The organism is Herbiconiux flava, assembly GCF_013409865.1.
GTDB classification, from domain to species: Bacteria; Actinomycetota; Actinomycetes; order Actinomycetales; family Microbacteriaceae; genus Herbiconiux; species Herbiconiux flava.
The window spans coordinates 2,712,583-2,731,655 of record NZ_JACCBM010000001.1 but is presented as its reverse complement, the minus strand read 5'-3'; the positions used below and the strand labels follow the sequence as shown (position 1 = coordinate 2,731,655).

Below are 19,073 nucleotides of genomic sequence, written 5' to 3'. Positions count from 1 at the left end.
TGCACCCGTGGCAGCCCCCGCATCCTGCACTCCCGTTCTCGCAACGGGCCGGGCATCCGTCGACCGTGCGACCTCGCGACCGAAAGAACACCTCATGCCCCGTCAGACCCTCGTCCTCCGCTCCGCCGGCATCGCCGCGGCCCTCGCGACCGTCGTCGCCCTCTCGGGCTGCTCGACGATCATGCCGTTCTTCGGCATCCAGCCCACCGCCCCCGGTGCGGCCGGAGCCGCTGGCGCCGCCGGAGCCGGAGCGGGCGCCGGCACGACCGCCGACTCGACGACCGCCGACCTCGGGGCCAACACGACCGACGGCTCGCTGCAGTTCGCCTCGGTCTTCACCGACATGGGCTCGGTGCACCCCACGGTGGACATCGCCGACCAGCTGCAGCTCAAGCTCGACGTCTGGACCGAGCAGAAGACCCACGACTGGACGCCGATGGCCGACAAGCGCTTCTCGTTCGTGATCGGCGTCTACGACAACAAGGTGCCCGCCGAGGCGCCCTTCGACCAGAAGCGGCGCGTGTACATGTCGAACATCACGGTGACCGCGAAGACGACCACCGTCTCGGGCGCCGTCGAGACCGCGTACAACCTCAACAACGACCCGCTGAAGATCACCCTCGACCCCGAGGCGCTGCGCTCCGAGCAGGGGCTCGGCCTCCTGATCACCTCGCCGAAGGGCGGCTTTCAGCTGGAGTCGCAGCAGATCGGTGTCGTCTCGGACGACACCCTCGGCATGATGCTCGACTTCGCGTTCCAGGTGTCGTACGAGACCGCGCCGCTGGCGAACACCTACATGACGCAGGTCGTGCACCAGTACGTGCCGGTGGCGATCTTCTCGGAGGCCGACGCGGTGGCGGCGAAGGCCACGCCGACGCCGACCGCGACGCCGACGCCCATTCCCGCGGGCTGAGGCCGATCCGCGCGGGCGAGGCCTGCGCGTGCCGCCTCGCTCGGGCGGTACCGGTGGTGGGACTCGAACCCACACGCCCTTTCGGACAGCGCATTTTGAGTGCGCAGCGTCTGCCATTCCGCCACACCGGCCTGCTACGAGCGAGCTCAAGAATACCGTAGGGTTGAAACGTGACTGACCAAGAACCGACGACAGCAGTGCCCCGCCGTGTAGTGGTGGCCGAAGACGAATCCCTGATCCGCCTCGACATCGTCGAGATCCTGCGCGACAACGGGTTCGACGTCGTCGGCGAGGCCGGAGACGGCGAGACCGCCGTGGCCCTGGCCACCGAGCTCCGCCCCGACCTCGTGATCATGGATGTCAAGATGCCCCAGCTCGACGGCATCTCCGCGGCCGAGCGCCTGTCGAAGGACCACATCGCGCCCGTCGTGCTGCTCACCGCCTTCAGCCAGAAGGAGCTCGTGGAGCGGGCCACCGAGGCCGGCGCACTGGCCTACGTCGTGAAGCCGTTCACGCCCAACGACCTGCTGCCCGCGATCGAGATCGCCCTCTCGCGCTACGCTCAGATCATCACGCTCGAGTCCGAGGTCGCCGACCTCGTCGAGCGCTTCGAGACCCGCAAGCTCGTCGACCGGGCCAAGGGCCTGCTGAACGAGAAGATGGGGCTCACCGAGCCCGAGGCCTTCCGGTGGATCCAGAAGGCGTCGATGGACCGCCGGCTGACCATGCACGACGTGGCGCAGGCCATCATCGAGCAGCTGTCGCCGAAGAAGTAGCAACGGTCTTCTCCGGCTGCTTGCGCTGTCGGGGCTACCTGGGGCTACTTGGGGCTACTTGGGCTCGAAGACCTGCTGGGGCCGTCGGTCCTTGATGATGTTCGTGATGCGAACCGTCGAGAGCCGGCGGCCCTTCTCGTCGTCGATCTCGATCTGATGCGTCGCGAGGCTCTTGCCGAGGTGGATAGCGGTGCAGGTGCCGATCACCCAGCCGCTGGTGGCCGAGCCCGAGTGGCTGGCGTTGATCTCGATGCCCATGGCGACCTTGGTGGGGCCCGCGTGCAGGTTCGCGGCGGTCGATCCGAGGCTCTCGGCCAAGACGACGTAGGCCCCGCCGTGCACGAGACCGAGCGGCTGGGTGTTGCCCTCGACGGGCATCCGCGCCACCGAGCGCTCGGCGCTCAGCTCGAGGAACTCGATGCCCATCTTCTCGGCGAGGTTGCCGATGCCGCGGTAGCCGAAGACCGACATGACGTCGATCGGGAGGGCCTCGGCGCTCATCGCGGGCTCGCTGCGGGTGTCGGATTCTGGCTGCGTCATCGGTGTGGAATCCTGTCTCGAATGACTGTCGGAGGCCCTGTGTAGGCTTGCCTCGTGCCGGACAAAGAACAGCCTACCCTCCTCGTCATCGACGGTCATTCGCTCGCGTTCCGGGCGTTCTACGCCCTTCCGGTCGACAGCTTCCAGACCCGTGACGGGCAGCACACCAATGCCATCCACGGCTTCCTGGCGATGCTCATCAACCTCCTCAAGGCCGAGAAGCCCACCCACCTCGCGGTGGCGTTCGACATCTCGCGCCACTCCTTCCGCACCCGCGAGTACCCCGACTACAAGGGCACCCGCGGCGAGACGCCGTCGGAGTTCATCGGGCAGGTGCCGCTCCTGCAGGAGTGCCTGCACGCCCTCGGCATCACCACCATCGAGAAAGAGGACTTCGAGGCCGACGACATCCTGGCCACCCTCGCGCGCCAGGGCGTCGAGGAGGGCTTCAAGGTCTACGTCGTCTCGGGCGACAGGGATGCGATCCAGCTGGTGAACGACAAGGTCACGCTGCTCTATCCCTCGCGGCAGGGCGTCTCCGACCTCACCCGCTACGACGAGGCGAAGGTGCAGGAGCGCTACGGCATCCGCCCCGAGCAGTACCCCGACATCGCAGCCCTCGTCGGCGAGACGAGCGACAACCTGCCCGGTGTGCCCAAGGTCGGCGAGAAGACCGCGGTGAAGTGGCTGAACCAGTTCGGCACGCTCGACGCCATCCTCGAGCACCGCGACGAGATCCCGGGAGTCGTCGGCAACAACCTGCGGGAGCACGTCGACAACGTGGTGCGCAACCGCAAGCTGAACCGCCTGCTCACCGACGTCGAGCTCCCGGTCGGCCCCGCCGACCTCCTGCGCGCCCCCGCCGACGAGCAGCAGGTGCGTGACGTGTTCGCGCGCCTGGAGTTCCGCACGCTGCTCGACCGGGTGCTGAAGCTCGAGGGCATCGCGGGCGACTCCGAGGTCGGCCAGGCCGCCGCCGCCGAGGCCGCGGCGAAGGCCGAGAACGCGCCGGTGCCGGTCACCCTTCTCGACGAAGAGCTCGCGGGCTGGCTCGCGCGGCACACCGCGACGGCCGCCGAGGCCGCGGCCGACATCACCAAGGCGGTCTCGGTGCAGGTCGAGACCATCGACGGCTACCCGGTGGCCGTCGGGCTCGCCACGTTGCACGAGACGATCTTCCTGCCGTGGACGCAGGGCAGCCGCGACTACGCCCCCTTCGAGGCGTGGCTCGCGAGTGACACCCCGAAGACCTTCTTCGACGCCAAGCGCCAGATCAAGGCCCTCCGCACCGCGGGTCTCGCCGTCTCCGGGCTGGCGTTCGACCCGGTCATCGCGGCCTGGCTGCTGAAGCCCGACTCCAGCGCCGACCGCTCGCTCGAGAAGCTCGTCGACCGGCACCTGCTCGAGATCCTGCCGAAGTCCGACCCGAACCAGCTGGTTCCCGAAGACGACACGGTCGTCGGCCCGGCCGGCGAGGCCTGGTACGCGCTGCGAGTCGCCCGCGCGCTCACCGCCCAGCTCGACGAGCGCACCCTGCGCGTGCTCACCGAGATCGAGCTGCCCACCCTGATGGTGCTCGCCGAGATGGAGCTCACGGGCGTCACCGTCAGCCACCCCGAGCTCACCGCACTCTCCGACGAGCTGGGCGCCTCGGCCACCGCGATCGCCACCGAGGCCTTCGGCATCATCGGGCGCGAGGTCAACCTCGGCTCGCCGAAGCAGATCCAGGAGGTGCTCTTCGACCAGCTCGACATGCCGAAGACGCGCGCCACCAAGACGGGCTATTCGACCGATGCGGGGGCTCTCGCCGACCTGCAGGCCTCCAACCCGCATCCGTTCCTGGGGCTCCTGCTCGCGCACCGCGACGCCACAAAGCTGCGGCAGATCATCGAGAGCGTCGACAAGGCGATCGCCGGCGACGGGCGGGTGCACACCACCTACGTGCAGACCGGGTCGTCCACCGGGCGCATCTCCTCGACCGACCCGAACCTGCAGAACATCCCCGTCCGCACCGAGGAGGGCCGGCGCATCCGCCACGCCTTCCGCGTCGGGGAGGGCTACGAGTGCCTGCTCACCGCCGACTACTCGCAGATCGAGATGCGTATCATGGCTCACCTCTCGGGCGACCAGGGCCTGATCGACGCCTTCCACTCGGGCGAAGACCTGCATCGCTTCGTCGGCTCGCGCATCTTCTCGGTCGACCCGGCCGACGTCACGCCGAACATGCGCACCAAGGTGAAGGCCATGTCGTACGGCCTCGCCTACGGCCTCTCGGCCTTCGGGCTGTCGAAGCAGCTGCGCATCGAGACCGCCGAGGCCAAGCAGCTCATGACCGACTACTTCGAGCGCTTCGGCGGCGTGCGCGACTACCTCCGCAACGTCGTCGTGCAGGCCAAGGTCGACGGCTACACCGAGACCATCTTCGGCCGCCGCCGCCCCTTCGCGAACCTGAACAGCGCCAACCGCGTGCTGCGCGACAACGACGAGCGCGCCGCCCTGAACGCCCCCATCCAGGGCACCGCGGCCGACATCATCAAGATCGCGATGATCGACATCGCCGCCGACCTCGCCGCCCAGGGCCTCGCCTCGAAGCTGCTCCTGCAGGTGCACGACGAACTCGTCTTCGACGTCGCGCCCGGGGAGTGGGACGCCCTGGCGGCCCTCGTCACGGCCCGCATGTCGACGGCGGCCACCCTCTCGGTGCCCCTCGAGGTGCAGATCGGGCGCGGCGAGAACTGGAACGAGGCGGCGCACTAGCCCGCCCTCGATGCCCGGGCCCCCGGCGGCCCTGGCACCACGCCGCCGCCCCGCTTCACGTGGTGCAGGACAGGAGGGGGGTCAGCGGAAGTCGCGCGAGGAGGTCTTGGCCGCCAAGGTGAGGGGCTCGAGCTGGTCGGCCACGAGGTTCGTGATTCCCTCGTCGGTGCGTTCGAGGATGCCGCGCACCACGAGCGCCGGCGAGTCGCGCGCGATGCGCCGGTAGCGCTTCCACACGCCGACCCCGCAGATCACGTTCAGGATGCCCGTCTCGTCCTCGATGTTCATGAACGTGATGCCGCTCGCCGTCGCCGGACGCTGCCGGTGCGTCACCACCCCGCCCACCTCGATGCGCCGCCCGTTCTCCGCCGTCGCGAGGTCGCCCACCGAGAGCGCTCCGCGCCGCCGCAGCTCGGCCCGCGCGTGCGCCAGCGGATGATCGTCGGGCGAGATGCCCGTCGCCCACAGGTCGTAGACCACCTGCTCCTCGGCCGAGAGCATCGGCAGCAGCGGGGGCTGCACCGACACGAAGGTGCCCGGCAGGTACTCCGCCTTCTCCTGCGCCGCGTTGCCGGCCTCCCACAGCGCCTCCCGCTTGGTCAGCCCGAGGCTCTCGAACGCGCCGGCTGTGGCGAGCGCCTCCAGCTGCGGAGTGGTCAGCCCGACCCGCCGCGCCAGATCGGCCATGCTCAGGTAGAGCCCGTTCTCGTCGCGCTCCGCCACGATCTTCTCGGCCAGCGTGCTGCCGATCGAGGTCACCTCGTCGAGCCCCAGCCGCACCGCCACGTTCCCGTCGCGGCGGTGCTCCGCCGTGCGGTCGGGCTTCGAGCGGTCGAACACCTTGGGCACCGGATGAGGTCGACCGAGGCACTCGTCCAGCCCGGTCTCGGCGACCACGACCCCGGGCTCGGCCGAGAGCAGCACCGGTTCGAGCCCGGCCTGCACGCCGGAGCGCTGGATGTCGGGGCGTCGCACCTCGACGCCGTGCCGCCGCGCATCCGCCGTGAGGGTCTGGGGTGAGTAGAAGCCCATCGGCTGCGCGCGCAGCAGCCCGGCGAGGAACGCGGCGGGGTAGTGCAGCTTGATCCAGGAGCTCGCGTAGACCAGCAGGGCGAAGCTCGTGGAGTGGCTCTCGGCGAAGCCGAAGTTCGCGAACGCCTCGATCTTCGTGTAGATCACGTCGGAGTCGGCCGCGTTGATGCCGTTGTTCGCCATGCCTTCGTAGAGCTTCTCGCGCAGGCTCGAGATCTTCTCGAGGCCGCGCTTGGAGCCCATCGCCCGGCGGAGCAGATCGGCGTCCTCTGCGGAGCAGTCGCCGACGGCCATGGCCATCTGCATCAGCTGCTCCTGGAACAGCGGAACCCCGAGCGTGCGCTCGAGCACCGGCTTGAGCTTCGGGTGCAGGTAGGTCACCGGCTCCTGCCCGAGCTTGCGCCTGATGTACGGATGCACGGCCCCGCCCTGGATCGGACCGGGACGGATCAGCGCGATCTCGACCACCAGGTCGTAGAAGGCGCGCGGCTGCAGGCGGGGGAGCGTGCCCATCTGCGCCCGGCTCTCGACCTGGAAGACGCCGATCGAGTCGGCGCGGCAGAGCATGTCGTAGACCGCCTCCTCCTCCTTGGGGAGGCTGTCGAGGTTCCAGAGCCGGCCGGTGGACTCGTTCACGAGGTCGAAGCAGTACTGCAGCGCCGAGAGCATGCCGAGGCCGAGCAGGTCGAACTTCACGAGGCCCATCCAGGCGCAGTCGTCCTTGTCCCACTGGAGCACCGTGCGGTTCTCCATGCGGCCGTTCTCGATCGGGCAGACCTCGCCCACCGGGCGGTCGGTGAGCACCATGCCGCCGGAGTGGATGCCGAGGTGCCGCGGGAACTTCAGCACCTCGGTGGCGAGCGCGATCACCTCGTCGGGGATGTCGTGGTCGTCGCTCTCGACCGCCGGGCCCCAGCGCTCGATCTGCTTGGACCAGGCATCCTGCTGACCGGGGCTGTGGCCGAGCGCCTTGGCCATGTCCCGCACCGCGAACTTGGGGCGGTACTGGATGACGTTCGCCACCTGGGCGGCGTTGCGGCGGCCGTACTTCTCGTAGACGTACTGGATGACCTCCTCGCGCCGCTCCGAGTCGAAGTCGACGTCGATGTCGGGCTCCTCGTCGCGCATGCTCGACAGGAAGCGCTCGAAGGGCAGCTCGCGGGCGATCGCGTCGACCGCGGTGATGTCGAGCAGGTAGCAGACGGCGGAGTTCGCGGCCGAGCCGCGGCCCTGGCAGAGGATGCCGCGGCTGCGGGCCTCGCGCACGATGTCGTAGACGATGAGGAAGTAGCCCGGGAAGTCCTTCATCTCGATCACCGCGAGCTCGCGGTCGATGCGCGCGAGGTCGTCGTCGCTCGCATCGGGGTACTTGCGGGGGATCGCGTCGAGCACGAGCTGTCTCAGCCACGACATGGGGGTGTGGCCCTCGGGCACCTTCTGCCGAGGAAGGCGCGGCTTCGCCATGCGCAGCTGGAAGGAGAGGTCGGCCGCCACCTCCACGGTGCGCTCGACGGCACCGGGGTAGCGGGCGAAGCGCCGGGCCATCTCGGCGCCGGAGCGCAGGTGCGCCGTGGGGGCGGCGGGCAGCCAGCCGTCGAGCTCGTCGAGACTGCGGCGGGCGCGCACCGCGGCCAGCGCCTGGGAGAGGCGGTGCTGCTTCGTGGTGGCGTAGTGCACGTTGCCGGTGGCGACCGTGCCGAGGCCCTGCCGCTCGGCGATGGCGGCCAGGGCGTCGTTGCGGGTGCTGTCGAGCGGATCTCCGCGGTCGGTGAGCTCGACCAGCACGTTCTCGCGCCCGAACAGGGCGACGAGGCGGTCGACCTCGCGGGCGGCGCCGTCGGCCCCCTCGAACTCGAGCGCCTGGCGCACGGGGCCCTTGCGGCAGCCGGTGAGCACCATCCAGTCGCCGTGGGCCTGGGCGGCCAGCTCGTCGAGGTCGTAGAGGGGGCGGCCCTTCTCGGCCTGGGGGGCGAGCTGGGCGGAGGTGATGGCGCCGGCGAGGCGGTGGTAGCCCTCCTTCCGGCGGGCGAGCACGAGCAGGTGGGAGCCCTCGGGGTCGGCGACGCCGTTCTGCGGCTTGCTGAGGTCGAGCGAGAGCTCGGCGCCGAAGACCGTGGCGACGTCGTGCTTCTCGGCGGCCTCGGCGAAGCGGACGATGCCGTAGAAGCCGTCGTGGTCGGTGAGGGCCAGGGCGTTCAGGCGCAGGCGGGCGGCCTCCTCGATCAGGGTCTCGGGGGAGGACGCTCCGTCGAGGAAGCTGAAGTTGGAGTGCGCGTGGAGCTCGGCGTAGGGCACCGCCGGCTCGACGGGCTCCTTCGGCTGGGCGCTCTCGGCGGCCTCGGGATCGTATGGCGCCCGCTTGGCCGACTCGGTCACCCCGTCGCCGGGCGGCGGCCCGGGCCGGGTGCGGTCGGACAGCGTGCGCTCGAGCTCCGACCACGGGATCGCGGGATTGTTGAACCCCATCAGCGTCCCCTCCCTCGTGCCCGGCCGGCGGGCGAGCTGACGTGGTGGGCGGGTGCCCGGCGGATGGTCAGGCTGATGTAGCGGGCCGGTGCCCGGCGGATGGGGAAGCGGTCAGTCATAGCGGGCCTCCGCCCACCAGAGGTGGCGGTCGAGGGCGAGGAGCCAGGCGACGCCGTCGGCGTCGACGAGCTGGAGCCGGTCGACGCGGCGGGCCTTGCGGCTGTCCCACCAGCGCTCGGACACCGGCCACGGACCGGCCCAGGCCTGCACCGGGCGGAGCGACCGGCCGGAGACGTCGGGGGAGAAGCGCGCCGGCACGCCGACGAGCCCACCGGAGTCGTCGACGTCGACCAGCTCGTTCCGGCCCGTCACGAGCAGCACCTGGCGGCGCTGCTCGAACACCGTGGTCGGCAGCGGTGGCGGCAGACTGCCCGGCCAGGGCGCCACCTCGGATCCGGCCGAGCTCTTCGGCCCCCGCCGCCGCCCGCCGGCCGACGCCGGCCTGCCTGATGTCGGCTTGCCTGACGCGCCGGTGGTGCCTGACGCGCCGGTGGTGGCTGACGCGGGGGATTCGATCATGGCCTCGGCTCCGGCCAGTGCCAGGCGGGTGCTGGGTGCCGCCACCGCCGCGGGCGCGGTGCGGGGCATGGTGGGCGCGGTGCGTCCGGGGGAGGAGACGGGGGCCGCCGGGCGGTCACCCCACGGGACGAGCAGCTGCCGCTCGCGCGGTGAGCGGCCACCGCCGATGGAGGCGGTGAGCACACCCTCGTGGCCGACGATGCTCTGCACACGGGAGAGGCCGTGGTGGATGCGCTCCTCGGAGCCCGTGCCCCAGAGGCCGGTCTCGTGGCGCGCGCTGTCGTCGACCGTCTCGGCAGTGAGCCGCACCCGCACGACCGGGGCCGAGAGCGTGCTCTCGATCGTGCTGCCGCCCTGCAGCTGCCAGCGCACCCGGTCGACCACGTCGCTCGCGCCGAACCAGCGCGGATGCAGCCAGGTGCGCTCCCGCACCTCGCCTCGCTCGGTGGCGATCTCGATGCGCAGCTCGGTGCAGACCAGGCGCGCGGCGGCGAGGTCGCCGACGAAGCGGTCGGCCTCGGCCCGGATGCTGAAGGTGATCTGGTCGATGCGCTCGAGCGGCGGCTCGAAGGCGTTGACGCTCTCCCGCACCTCGGGCGGGATGCGCGGGATCACCCGCCGCGGGTCGGTGCCGCTCGCCCGCTCGTGCGCCCGCGCCCCCGGCTCGCCGAAACGGGACCGCACGTCTTCGGCCGGCAGCCGCGCGAAGTCGCCCAGCGTGCGGATGCCCAGGCGCCAGAGCAGGGCGCAGAGCTCCTCCTCGGCCAGCAGCTGCAGCGGCAGCCGGGCCAGGAACTCGGGGGAGGCGCCCTCCGGCACGATGCGGATGAGGTCGACCCCCGGCAGCCGGGCCGCCTGCTCGGCCGCGAACAGCCCGTCGGCCACGCCGACCCGGGCCTCCGTGACCCCGAGCTCGGCGAAGCGCTCGAGGAAGGCGAGGGCCGCCGCGTGCTCGCTGCCGTAGAACCGCTTCGGGCCGCGGGCACGCAGGGCGCAGCTGCCGGCGCGCATGACCTGCACGTTCGGGCTCATCTCCTCGAGGGCGCTGATCAGCGGCTCGAAGGCGCGGTTGACGTGCACCGGGTCGTAGGGGAAGTCGCGCAGCCGGGGGCTCCGCGCCTGCGCCTCCCGCAGCCGCAGACCGCGGCGCACCCCGTCGGCCCGCGCCCCCTCGGAGCAGGCGTACACCAGCCCCTTCTCGATCACCGCGATCGGGTCGTCGAGAGTCAGCCCCTCAACCTCGGCCGTCGCCGCCACCGGCCAGTCGGGGCACCACAGCACCATCGTGCGCACGGCCCCGGCGGCCGCCCCCGCGCTCATCCGTTCACCTCGCGGAGCAGCCGGAGGGGCGCGGCCCCGCCGGACGCCGCAGCGCCGGACGGAACAGCAGCGCCGGACGGAACAGCAGCGCCGGTCGGAACAGCAGCGCCGGTCGGAACAGCAGAGACGGACGGAGCACCCGCGCCAGGCGGCACCGCCGCCATCCCCGGCAGCTCCATCACGGGCCGGAACAGCTCGTCGCCGTCGGGCAGCCACAGCCGTCCCCTCCGCGGCCGCCCGTTGCCGGTGCGGGCCGTGACCGACACCATCGCCTGCCGCCCCGCCAGGTAGCCGTGACCCGAGCCGATGCCCGTCCACGAGCTCTCGGTGATACGCAGCGTCGCCTCGCTCTGCGGCCAGCCGCCGAGCACGATCAGCGTGGCCTCCCGCTGCCGGATGCGCGCCTGCAGCCGCGCCATGGCGGCGTCGGGCACGCGGCCGGGCGCCTGCGTGACGACGACCCCGACCACGTCGGCCATCGCCGCGGTGACGGTGAGCCACTCGTCTCCCGGATGCGGCACCAGCGCCAGCCGCTCCAGGTCGACCCCGAACCGCGCCGCCGCCTCGACCCCGAAGTCGGGCATGCCCACGACGCCGCACCAGACGCCGTCGGCCGAGGGCCCCGCCATCAATGCCATGACGAGCGCGGTCGAGCCCTCCACCGAGTAGGTGGCGCCGGCGCGCAGCGAACCGCCGGGCAGCAGCGGCGCGATCGCCGGATGGGTGCGCACCGCCCGGGTGTCGAGCTTGGTGGCCTGCATCTGGCTGATGCGCGACTGCAGCGCCCGGATCTCCTCGCCCGCCGAAGCGGGGGAGGAGACGTCGAGTGCGGCATCGGTCATGGCCCCATGTTCGAACATATGTTCGAAGAAGTCAATCGGGCCGAAGAGGCTGTGCAGAGCATCCGGGAGCCTGTGAAGAACCCTCAGCGCCGGTGTCGGTGGGGTGCCCTAGGGTCGTTGCATGAGCAGTTCGACAGTACGTCCCGCAACCGACATCGACCGCATCGCCGAGCGCTGGGTCGACACCGTGGTGGAGCTCGAGCCGGTGCTCGGCACCTACATCGGCCGCACCGAGGCGAACGACCGCTTCGGCGATCTCTCGCCCGCCGGCCACGAGCGCTACGTCGCCGCCGTGAGGTCCGTGCTCGCCGAGCTCGACGGCGCCGTCCCGGCCGACGAGGTCGACGAGGTCACCAAGAGCGACCTGTCGAACGAGCTGCGGCTCAGCCTGGCGAGCAGCGAGGCCGGCCTGCACCTGCGCGACCTGAACGTGATCGACTCGCCCAGCCAGCACATCCGCGAGGTCTTCGACCTCATGCCCACCGAGACCGAAGACGACTGGGCGGTCGTCTCGAAGCGCCTCTCGGCCGTCGAGGAGGCGGTGAACGGCTACATCGTCACCCTGCGCGAGGGTATGCGCCAGGGCGTCGTGCCCGCGCGCCGGCAGGTGCTCGAGGTGCTCGCCCAGGCCCGCACCAACTCGGGCCCCGACAGCTTCTTCACCACCTTCGCCACGAGCGCCGAGGCCACCGCCCGCGTGGGCGAGGCGCTGCACCGCGACCTCGGGCGCGCCGCCGAGACGGCCTCCGAGGCCTACACGAAGCTCGCCCAGTTCCTCGAGAACGAGCTGGCGCCGGTCGCCGGTGAGCAGGATGCAGTGGGCCGCGAGCTCTACGCCCTCCAGTCCCGCCGCTTCCTCGGCGCCACGGTCGACCTCGACGAGACCTACGAGTGGGGCATCGAGGAGCTCGGGCGCATGGTGCGCGAGCAGGAGGCCATCGCCGAGGAGATCAAGCCGGGGGCATCCGTTCTCGAGGCCATCGCCTTCCTCGACGAGGACCCGGCCCGAAAGCTCCACGGCACCGAGGCGCTGCGGGTCTGGATGCAGGAGACCAGCGATCGCGCGGTGGCCGAGCTCGGCGCGACCCACTTCGACATCCCCGAGGAGGTGCGCGCGATCGAGTGCATGATCGCGCCCACCCACGAGGGCGGCATCTACTACACCGGCCCCACCGACGACTTCTCCCGTCCCGGCCGCATGTGGTGGTCGGTGCCCGAGGGCGTCACCGAGTTCGACACCTGGCGCGAGCTCACCACCGTCTACCACGAGGGTGTGCCCGGCCATCATCTGCAGATCGGCCAGGCCGTCGTCAACCGCGCCAAGCTCAACACCTGGCGCCGCCAGCTCGCCGGCACGAGCGGCCACGCCGAGGGCTGGGCGCTCTACGCCGAGCGCCTCATGGAGGAGCTCGGCTACCTCGACGACCCGGCCGACCGCCTCGGCATGCTCGACGGGCAGCGCATGCGCGCCGCCCGTGTCGTGCTCGACATCGGCGTGCACCTGCAGAAGCCGCGCCTCGACGGCCAGGGCGTCTGGGACGCCGGGTACGCGCTGGAGTTCATGCGCCAGAACGTGAACATGGACGACGCCTTCATCCGCTTCGAGGTGAACCGCTACCTCGGCTGGCCCGGCCAGGCCCCCTCCTACAAGGTGGGCCAGCGCATCTGGGAGGAGGTGCGCGACACCCTCCGCGCCCGCGAGAAGGAGGCCTTCTCCTCCAAGGAGTTCCACCGCCGCGCCCTCGACCTCGGCGGCGTCGGCCTCGACACCCTGCGCACCGCGCTCCTCGGCTGATCGTGGCCGCCCGCGCGCGTTCCCCCTACGAGCTGACCTCCGGCTCGGCCCTCGACGACCTGCATCCGGTGGTGCGCCGCTACGTCGGGGGCATCAAGCCCGGCTTCCGCGGCTACGGCAGCGGGGTGTTCGAGCAGATCGGCACGCCTCGGCGCTGGCTCTGGCCGGTGCTCGGGATGCTGGCCCGGCAGGGCATCCTGTTCCCCGCCTGGGAGCACAACGTCCCCTTCAGCATCGTCAACGCCCCGCTCGTCGACCGTGACGGGCGCACGGGTGTGATCGCGGTGCGCCGCTTCCACTTCCTCAGCGGCGCGCAGGCCATGGTCGACGCGATCACCGCCGAGAACCCGGGCGCCGACGGGCTGGTCGACCACCTCGGCCTCGACCGGCGCTTCCGGGTGCGGCTCGCGACGCGGGTCGTGCGGGGCGAGCTGCACCTCACCTCGACCGTGCTCGAGCTGCGGGTCGGGCGGCACTTCGTGCGGCTGCCGGCGGCGCTGTCGCCGCGGGTCACCGTGGTCGAGCGCTTCGACGACGCCGCCAACGCGGGGGAGGGTGCGCAGCGCGTCACCGCCGTGGTCGAGGCGCCGGTCGTGGGGCGGGTGTACGAGTACGCGGGCACCTTCCAGTACGAGATCCGGCCCGAGCCGGTGCGGGCACGGGTGCGTGCGGATGCGGCGGGAGGCGCCGGGTCCGGCGCCGCCGCCGACCCCGCCGTCGCGCGCCCGTCCTCGTCCGACGGGGCCGCGACACCCCAGGGTCACCACCCGGGCGGCCCCGAGTGACGTCGCCGGAGGCCACGCCGACACGGCGGGTTGTGCTCGCCGGAGCATCCGGCTTCATCGGCACCGCCCTCGCGCAGTCCTTCCGCGACGAGGGCGCCGAGGTGCTGCTCATCGGTCGTCGGGGGCCGGATGCGCGCTGGAGCGATCCCGCGGCGATTGCCGCCGCCGTCGACGGCGCCGACCTCCTGATCAACATGGCCGGCAAGAGCGTGAACTGCCGGTACGACGCGGCGAACCGCGCCGAGATCTTCCGTTCACGGCTGGAGACCACGCGGGCGCTGAACGAGGCCGTGGCCGCCGCCGCGCATCCGCCCCGCCTGTGGATCAACTCGTCGACCGCGACCATCTACCGCCACGCCGACGACCGGCCGATGACCGAGTCGACGGGCGAGATCGGCGAGGGCTTCTCGGTGAACGTCGCCACGAGCTGGGAGGCCGAGTTCTTCCGCGGCGAGCTGCCCGCGACGCGCCGGGTCGCATTGCGCACGGCGATCGTGCTCGGCGACGGCAGTGCTCTGGCGCCCATCATGATGCTCGCGCGCTTCGGGCTCGGCGGCCCGCAGTTCGACGGGCACTGGCCCGCGACCCGCGCCGGAGTCGCCGCGGGCACCTACCACCGCTACCGCCCGAGCTCCCGGGGCGGCCGGCAGCGCTTCAGCTGGGTGCACCTCGACGACGTCGTGGGCGTCGTGCACTTCGTCGACGAGACCCCCTCGATCGACGGCGTCGTCAACGTCTCGGCGCCGAACCCCACCGACAACCGCACCTTCATGGCCTCGGTGCGCCGCGCGGTCGGGGCCCGCGTCGGCATCCCCACCTGGCGATGGATGCTCGAGCTCGGCTCGGTCGCCATCCGCACCGAGACCGAGCTCGTGCTGAAGAGCCGCTGGGTGCTGCCCGAGCGCCTCGAGGCGGCGGGCTACCCCTTCCGCTACCGCGACCACGACGCGGCCCTCGCCGCGATCGTCGCGCAGCGCGCGGCCTCACGGCGCTACCCCAGACCGGTGAAGACACGGTGACTCGGCCACCGTCTCTGCTCTGAGCCTGTGATCGGGACCTGGTGCTCGCGGGCCCGTTAGGTCACAATGGTGCGTCCACGACGGGAATGGCCGTGGACCGAGTGGGGGCGATTGTGGGAGAAGGATGACGGGCGTCGAAGGCGACATCCATCGAACGGTCGCGTTGCGCGCTGCGCACGAGGCACTGATGACCGGCCGCGGAGTGATCGTCTCGGGGGAGCGTGGGTCGGGGCGGAGCACCTTCGTGCGCTCAGTCGTCGCGGGTGTCGACGAACCGCTCCGCCGACGTCTCTGGGTCCACGACGACGACAGCCCGCTCGACGGGCAGTCGGGCAAGCGGCTGGCCGAAGCCGTCGTGCGCGGTGATGTCGTCCCTGTGCTCGTGACCGCCGTCCGTTCGTCGGCCGAGCCGTGGCTGGACAGGCTCACCGACGAGTTCGAGCCCCTGCGCCTCCGTCTCGACCCCTTCGACCGGGCTGCGGTCCTCCGTATCGCGCGTCGGCTGCTCGGCGGCCCGCTCGCCGCAGAAGCCGTGCCCATTCTGCTGCCCCGGCGCGACGGGGGAGACCTCGTCGTGCTGCGGGAGGCAGTGAGAGAGCTTAAGGCCACCGGCGCCCTCGTCGACAATGACGGCATCTGGTTGCTGTCCGGGTCGTCGCCCCGGCTCGAGGGGCTGCGCCGGCTCCTGTTCGCCCGCCTCGACCTGCCGTTCCCCACTGCCGACGTCGAGACGGCTCTGGACCTGGTGGCCCTCGCCCCGGAGCTGGGACTCGAGCGCACCCGGGACGTGCTGGGCGCACAGCTCGGTTCCGAGGCGCAGAGCGTGCTGGAGCTACTGGAGTCCACGGGGGCGATCGACGTGCTGGGCCTGGACGATGCGGTCCGATGCCGTGTCCACGATCCCGTCGCCGAGCAGCTGCTGCCCCACACGATCGGGCGCCTCCGCCGGCGCCGACTCTCGAACGCGATCGTCGAGGCCCTCTCCGACCGCCCGGCCGCCGAGTCAGACGAGCGCGAGCTCCTCGCTCTGGCGCGCCTCGCGCTGCCTCTGGACTGGAACGTCGACGGTGCGGCCTTGACCCGAGCCGCAGAGACCGCGCTCCGGGCGTCGCGCGTCGACCTCGCGAGTCGGCTGGCCGCCGCGGCGCTGAAGAACGGGGCACCGATCGAGGCCTCCTTCGTGCTCGCCGCCGCCGAGTCCCAACTCGGTCACCCGGCCGATGCACTCGCCCGGCTGCGCGAGATCGACGTCGACGAGGCGGTCCACCCGGGACGAGCCCGGATCTATGAGCAGCTGGTGCAGCTCGTCGAAGCGCGCGTCGCCGACCCCGACTCGTCCTGGAGCCTACCGACCGGACCGTCGCGGAGCGGGGTCGGGTCCGACTCGGAGCTCGCATCCCTCTCCATCGAGCAGGGCGGCACCGACGCCGTGATCAGCTCCGTCGTGCCGGTCGACCACTCCCTCGTGCTCGAGGGCGAGAGGGTCGCCTTCGAGGCCTCCCTGCTCGTGATGCGCGGGCACTCGCGGAATGCGGTCGACGAACTGCGCGACGTAGAGGCGACTCTCTGCGCAGCGGGAGCCGACACCTTCCGGGTGCGCTGGGGGCAGATCTACTCGATGCTGTGGGATCAGTCGTTCGACACGACTCTCGAGCAGCTGTCCCTGCTGGGCGACGAGGCGGCGAGTCTCGGGCGAGCCGAACAGGAGTCGCTCTGCCGGTGGTCGGCGGCTGTCGCGCTCGGCCATGCGGGGCGGGTGGCCGAGGCCGTTCCCGAATTGCGCACGGCATTGCACGGGCTCGAACGGTTCGAGCTCGGCGAGGCGGCGCTCCTGGCACAGCTGGCCCTCGCTCAGGCATTGGCCGCTGCCGGTGAGGGCGCCGAGGCGAACGGAACCCTCGCCCCCATTCTCGCGGCCTCCGCCGGGAAACCCCTCCTCGAGGGCTGGGCCCGAGATGCCCACGGCTGGGTACTCCACGGGCTAGGCGAGCACCGCGAGGCAGTCGACGAATTCCTGGCCGCCGCCTCCATCCACGGCGGCATGGGGTTCTCGCTGTCGGAGATCATCGCGCTGAGCGGGGCCGCGCGGTCCGGAGCCGCCGCCAGGGTCGTGGGCCGGATGGAAGAGCTCGCGACCACGGTGGACGGATGCTCGATCGTCCTCCTCGTCCGTCAGGCGCGCGCCCTGGCGCGGAAACAGGCACCCGACGGCGCAGACCCGGACCTCGCAGACGAGTTCGACGGGATCGGCGAGACGGCCGCGTCCCTCGGAATGCACGCTCACGCACAGGAGGCCTTCAGCGCCGCAGCCGAACTGCACGTCGCCGAGGGCCGGACACGGCCGGCGGCGGCCTCATCGCGACGGGCCGCCGCCCACGCGGCGATCTGTCGCGCCGGAGCGCCCGGCGACGCCGGTCCCTCCGGCCCCCAGCTGTCCGATCGCGAGCGGGAGATCGTCGATCTCGTCCTCCAGGGCCGGTCGAATCGGGAGATCGCCGAGACGCTCGTGCTGTCGGTGCGCACGGTGGAGACGCATCTGCTGCGGGTCTACCGCAAGCTCGGGGTGCGGGGCCGGAGCGAGCTGGCGGGCGCGCTCTCGGGCTCCGGCGTCGGAATACCCGGTGCCTCGAAGGCGTTGCAGGACAGTGAGCTGAATAGCTAGACTAGAGCGTCACTTCTGTGACTTCTATCCGCCTGCCAGTCGCGGAAAACCTGGACTTCGAATGAGATCCCGCGCGACCGGCCTGAATCATGTCCACAACGGAGCAACCACTACATGACAATCGCAACGACCGAAAAGGCAACCAAGCAGGTCGCCATCAATGACATCGGATCTGCTGAAGACTTCCTCGCCGCGGTCGAAAAGACTCTGAAATTCTTCAACGACGGAGACCTCATCGAGGGCACCGTCGTGAAGATCGACCGCGACGAGGTCCTCCTCGACGTCGGTTACAAGACGGAGGGCGTCATCCCTTCGCGTGAACTCTCGATCAAGCACGATGTCGACCCGACCGAGGTCGTTCAGGTCGGTGACCTGGTCGAGGCCCTCGTCCTCCAGAAGGAGGACAAGGAAGGCCGGCTCATCCTGTCGAAGAAGCGCGCCCAGTACGAGCGCGCATGGGGCGACGTCGAGAAGATCAAGGACGCCGACGGCGTGGTGACCGGTTCGGTCATCGAGGTCGTCAAGGGCGGCCTGATCGTCGACATCGGCCTCCGCGGCTTCCTCCCCGCCTCGCTGATCGAGCTCCGCCGCGTTCGCGACCTGACCCCGTACCTGGGCCAGGAGATCGAGGCGAAGATCCTCGAGCTCGACAAGAACCGCAACAACGTCGTGCTGTCGCGCCGCGCCCTGCTCGAGCAGACGCAGTCCGAGAGCCGCACCACCTTCCTCAACAACCTCCAGAAGGGGCAGGTCCGCAAGGGCGTCGTCTCGTCGATCGTCAACTTCGGTGCGTTCGTCGACCTGGGCGGCGTCGACGGTCTGGTTCACGTCTCCGAGCTCTCCTGGAAGCACATCGAGCACGCCTCCGAGGTCGTCGAGGTGGGCCAGGAGGTCACCGTCGAGATCCTCGAGGTCGACCTCGACCGCGAGCGTGTCTCCCTGTCGCTCAAGGCGACGCAGGAAGACCCGTGGCAGGTGTTCGCCCGTACCCACGCCATCGGCCAGGTCGCGCCCGGAAAGGTCACCAAGCTGGTGCCGTTCGGTGCGTTCGTCCGCGTCGCCGAGGGCATCGAGGGTCTGGTGCACATCTCCGAGCTCTCCGGCAAGCACGTCGAGCTCGCCGAGCAGGTCGTGTCGGTCGGCGACGAGGTCTTCGTCAAGGTCATCGACATCGACCTCGAGCGTCGCCGCATCAGCCTCTCGCTGAAGCAGGCGAACGAGGGCGTCGACCCCGAGGGCACCGAGTTCGACCCGGCGCTCTACGGCATGCTCACCGAGTACGACGACCAGGGGAACTACAAGTACCCCGAGGGCTTCGACCCGGAGACCAACGAGTGGAAAGAGGGCTTCGAGGCCCAGCGCGAGAAGTGGGAGCAGGACTACGCCGAGGCGCAGGCCCGCTGGGAGGCCCACAAGAAGCAGGTCGCGACGTCGGCCGCCGAGGCGCTCAACAGCGACATCCCCTCTGCCTCGAACTCGTTCTCGAGCGAGTCGACCGGCGCGGGCACCCTCGCCGACGACGAGACCCTCGCCGCACTGCGCGAGAAGCTCAGCTCGAACAACTAGTCACACCAGCAGTACCGGATG

The 19,073-nt window shown here is 71.0% G+C and carries 12 protein-coding genes and 1 tRNA gene; 8 read left to right on the top strand and 5 right to left on the bottom strand.

Going from position 1 to position 19,073, the window contains the following annotated elements; genetic code table 11:
* Positions 1–94: 94 nt before the first annotated feature.
* On the top strand, positions 95–913 hold the full coding sequence (locus BJ984_RS13115) for a hypothetical protein (protein WP_179548398.1): 819 nt from the start codon (positions 95–97) through the stop codon (positions 911–913).
* Between the two features lie 48 nt (positions 914–961).
* Here BJ984_RS13115 and BJ984_RS13110 read toward each other — a convergent pair.
* Positions 962–1,044: transfer RNA gene (locus tag BJ984_RS13110), tRNA-Leu, on the bottom strand.
* A gap of 39 nt (positions 1,045–1,083) precedes the next feature.
* On the opposite strand from BJ984_RS13110, the gene BJ984_RS13105 reads away from it, so the two are divergent.
* The gene (locus BJ984_RS13105; protein ID WP_092552903.1) at positions 1,084–1,689 is read left to right on the top strand and encodes an ANTAR domain-containing response regulator; all 606 of its coding nucleotides are present in this window, start codon (positions 1,084–1,086) and stop codon (positions 1,687–1,689) included.
* 54 nt (positions 1,690–1,743) lie between these two features.
* On the opposite strand, the gene BJ984_RS13100 is transcribed toward BJ984_RS13105, so the two are convergent.
* Positions 1,744–2,190: a PaaI family thioesterase gene (locus BJ984_RS13100; protein WP_179549459.1), complete on the bottom strand. Its 447-nt coding sequence runs from the start codon at positions 2,188–2,190 to the stop codon at positions 1,744–1,746.
* A 93-nt stretch (positions 2,191–2,283) separates the two neighbouring features.
* Here BJ984_RS13100 and polA point away from each other — a divergent pair, with 93 nt between their 5' ends.
* Positions 2,284–4,986 carry a DNA polymerase I gene (gene polA / locus BJ984_RS13095; RefSeq protein ID WP_179548397.1) on the top strand — a complete coding sequence of 901 codons (2,703 nt, stop codon included), beginning with the start codon at positions 2,284–2,286 and terminating at the stop codon, positions 4,984–4,986.
* A gap of 81 nt (positions 4,987–5,067) precedes the next feature.
* On the opposite strand, the gene BJ984_RS13090 is transcribed toward polA, so the two are convergent.
* The 3 genes from BJ984_RS13090 to BJ984_RS13080 all read right to left on the bottom strand — a co-directional run bounded on the left by BJ984_RS13090 (position 5,068) and on the right by BJ984_RS13080 (position 11,225).
* Positions 5,068–8,484: an error-prone DNA polymerase gene (locus BJ984_RS13090; protein ID WP_179548396.1), complete on the bottom strand. Its 3,417-nt coding sequence runs from the start codon at positions 8,482–8,484 to the stop codon at positions 5,068–5,070.
* A gap of 111 nt (positions 8,485–8,595) precedes the next feature.
* Positions 8,596–10,383 (bottom strand): Y-family DNA polymerase, encoded by a 1,788-nt coding sequence (locus tag BJ984_RS13085; RefSeq protein ID WP_179548395.1) that lies wholly within the window; start codon positions 10,381–10,383, stop codon positions 8,596–8,598.
* Positions 10,380–11,225, bottom strand: coding sequence for a hypothetical protein (locus BJ984_RS13080; protein ID WP_246306465.1), 846 nt, complete (start codon positions 11,223–11,225; stop codon positions 10,380–10,382). The genes BJ984_RS13085 and BJ984_RS13080 overlap by 4 nt, the downstream gene beginning before the upstream one ends.
* Before the next feature lie 121 nt (positions 11,226–11,346).
* On the opposite strand from BJ984_RS13080, the gene BJ984_RS13075 reads away from it, so the two are divergent.
* The 5 genes from BJ984_RS13075 to rpsA all read left to right on the top strand — a co-directional run bounded on the left by BJ984_RS13075 (position 11,347) and on the right by rpsA (position 19,052).
* Positions 11,347–13,020 carry a DUF885 domain-containing protein gene (locus BJ984_RS13075; protein WP_179548393.1) on the top strand — a complete coding sequence of 558 codons (1,674 nt, stop codon included), beginning with the start codon at positions 11,347–11,349 and terminating at the stop codon, positions 13,018–13,020.
* Positions 13,021–13,022: 2 nt separating this feature from the next.
* The gene (locus BJ984_RS13070) at positions 13,023–13,805 is read left to right on the top strand and encodes a DUF4166 domain-containing protein (RefSeq protein ID WP_179548392.1); all 783 of its coding nucleotides are present in this window, start codon (positions 13,023–13,025) and stop codon (positions 13,803–13,805) included.
* Entirely contained in the window at positions 13,802–14,824 is a 1,023-nt protein-coding gene (locus BJ984_RS13065; protein ID WP_179548391.1) for an epimerase, read from the top strand. Before BJ984_RS13070 ends, BJ984_RS13065 begins: the two co-directional genes overlap by 4 nt.
* Positions 14,825–15,011: 187 nt before the next feature.
* A complete protein-coding gene (locus BJ984_RS13060) occupies positions 15,012–17,486 on the top strand; it encodes a helix-turn-helix domain-containing protein (protein ID WP_179548390.1) in 2,475 nt (824 codons plus the stop codon).
* A gap of 114 nt (positions 17,487–17,600) precedes the next feature.
* Positions 17,601–19,052 carry a 30S ribosomal protein S1 gene (gene rpsA, locus BJ984_RS13055; protein WP_179548389.1) on the top strand — a complete coding sequence of 484 codons (1,452 nt, stop codon included), beginning with the start codon at positions 17,601–17,603 and terminating at the stop codon, positions 19,050–19,052.
* Positions 19,053–19,073 lie beyond the last annotated feature (21 nt).

What these genes read in the sequence shown, in the direction of transcription:
- BJ984_RS13115 (WP_179548398.1), top strand. Translation starts at nt 95, where the DNA reads ATGCCCCGTCAGACCCTCGTCCTCCGCTCCGCCGGCATCGCCGCGGCC.
- BJ984_RS13100 (WP_179549459.1), bottom strand. Translation starts at nt 2,190, where the DNA reads ATGAGCGCCGAGGCCCTCCCGATCGACGTCATGTCGGTCTTCGGCTAC.
- BJ984_RS13090 (WP_179548396.1), bottom strand. Translation starts at nt 8,484, where the DNA reads ATGGGGTTCAACAATCCCGCGATCCCGTGGTCGGAGCTCGAGCGCACG.
- BJ984_RS13085 (WP_179548395.1), bottom strand. Translation starts at nt 10,383, where the DNA reads ATGAGCGCGGGGGCGGCCGCCGGGGCCGTGCGCACGATGGTGCTGTGG.
- BJ984_RS13080 (WP_246306465.1), bottom strand. Translation starts at nt 11,225, where the DNA reads ATGACCGATGCCGCACTCGACGTCTCCTCCCCCGCTTCGGCGGGCGAG.
- BJ984_RS13075 (WP_179548393.1), top strand. Translation starts at nt 11,347, where the DNA reads ATGAGCAGTTCGACAGTACGTCCCGCAACCGACATCGACCGCATCGCC.
- BJ984_RS13060 (WP_179548390.1), top strand. Translation starts at nt 15,012, where the DNA reads ATGACCGGCCGCGGAGTGATCGTCTCGGGGGAGCGTGGGTCGGGGCGG.
- rpsA (WP_179548389.1), top strand. Translation starts at nt 17,601, where the DNA reads ATGACAATCGCAACGACCGAAAAGGCAACCAAGCAGGTCGCCATCAAT.